The 1,584-nt window shown below is 57.1% G+C and carries 3 protein-coding genes; 1 reads left to right on the top strand and 2 read right to left on the bottom strand.

All coding sequences use genetic code 11. The features are described 5' to 3' along the window. Positions 1 to 127: 127 nt before the first annotated feature. Both BUE38_RS20635 and BUE38_RS20640 read right to left on the bottom strand, forming a co-directional pair. On the bottom strand, positions 128 to 370 hold the full coding sequence (locus BUE38_RS20635; RefSeq protein ID WP_073437137.1) for a GlsB/YeaQ/YmgE family stress response membrane protein: 243 nt from the start codon (positions 368 to 370) through the stop codon (positions 128 to 130). Between the two features lie 97 nt (positions 371 to 467). Next, on the bottom strand, positions 468 to 1,022 hold the full coding sequence (locus tag BUE38_RS20640) for a DUF924 family protein (RefSeq protein ID WP_143166419.1): 555 nt from the start codon (positions 1,020 to 1,022) through the stop codon (positions 468 to 470). Between the two features lie 224 nt (positions 1,023 to 1,246). On the opposite strand from BUE38_RS20640, the gene BUE38_RS22780 reads away from it, so the two are divergent. Further along, a partial coding sequence (locus BUE38_RS22780; RefSeq protein WP_200802216.1) for a hypothetical protein occupies positions 1,247 to 1,584 on the top strand: 338 nt, incomplete at its 3' end.

Consider the following 1,584-nt stretch of genomic DNA (forward strand, 5'->3'; position numbering starts at 1 on the left):
ACCGCACCACACCAGCAGATCCGCGCATCTGCGCCAGTGTGGTGCGGACGAAAATCAAATCGATCAGGATGAGCTATTTGATTGCCATGTTAATAGTACGGCAGGAAGCGTTGAGCGGCCCCTGGTGTCAGTGGGCCTTGAACTTCGCCACTGCCCACAGCAACACCACCGAGCCGACCACTGCGGTCACCAGCGAGCCAATGAAATTACCGGCGGAAAGGCCGAGCAGACTGAACATCAGTCCCCCCACCAATGACCCCACGATGCCGACACCGATATTACCGATCAGCCCGAAGCCACCGCCACGCATGATATTGCCGGCAATCCAGCCGGCAATGCCCCCGATGATCAACCACGCAATGAAGCTCATACCTCTCTCCCATTCATTCTCAAGCAATGACTGAATTATAGAGCCGCACTGCCAACACACAATGCCGCTGCCAGCTCCCTCTACCCGGAGCGCCCCCCTAGAAGGAAGAGCCCGGCTGCATCAGAAACTCGCGCTCCTCTGCTGTCGACTCTCGTCCCAGCACCTCGTTGCGATGCGGGTAGCGACCGAAACGCAGCAGGATATCGCGATGCCGGTGTTCGAAGCGCAGGTTATCTTCAAGCCCCGATTGATCGAACAGACGCAGCGCTTCATCGTGCACTGCAAGGGACTCACTGTGCATATACGGCATATACATGAAGGCCCGCCACGCCACATCCAGTACCCGATCAGCCTTCTGGGCCACCGCTTCCTGCGCCAGCACCAACGCCTGTCCATCCTGGGCAAAGGCTCGCGCCGAACCACGGTGAATATTGCGCGAGAACTGATCGAGCACCACGATCTCCGCCAGCCGTCCTCTCGCTGACGTGCGCCAGCGCCACAGCTCACCAGCTGCAGCAGCGTCCAGTGTCGCACCAAAGGTTTCACGTATACGTTGATCCAGGGCCTCATCCCTGACAAACCACTGACGAGGGTTCAAGGTCTGAAACCAGAATTCAATCACTTCATCAGGTCGTTCTGCCGACATTGACATCGCTCTCTCCACTTGCTCGCCTGGCGTATACCCGTTGATCACGAACCTGCATGACCCAGTGTCATATCGGCTGCCATTTACTGTAGTCGATAGTGTCTCGTTGCCATCATCGCGGTCCTGCCGCCACCACTGCAATATCGGCAACTGCCTTGCATTATGCCGCTACAGGCATAAAAACCATCGCCTGGCGTAATATTAACCCGGCATGCTTTCATGTTGGGTGAATGGCGGCACAGGGACGTGCCGCCGTCGGCCATCAGGCCGACGCGAGACCGCACCACACCAGCAGATCCGCGCATCTGCGCCAGTGTGGTGCGGACGAAAATCAAATCGATCAGGATGAGCTATTTGATTGCCATGTTATTAACCCGGCATGCTCTCATGTTGGGTTAATGGCGGCACAGGGATGTGCCGCCGTCGGCCATCAGGCCGACGCGAGACCGCACCACACCAGCAGATCCGCGCATCTGCGCCAGTGTGGTGCGGACGACAATCAAATCGATCAGGATGAGCTATTTGATTGCCATGTTATTAACCCGGCATGCTTTCATGTTGGGTTAAT

The sequence above is a fragment of the Halomonas cupida genome, from assembly GCF_900142755.1.
GTDB classification, from domain to species: domain Bacteria; phylum Pseudomonadota; class Gammaproteobacteria; order Pseudomonadales; family Halomonadaceae; genus Halomonas; species Halomonas cupida.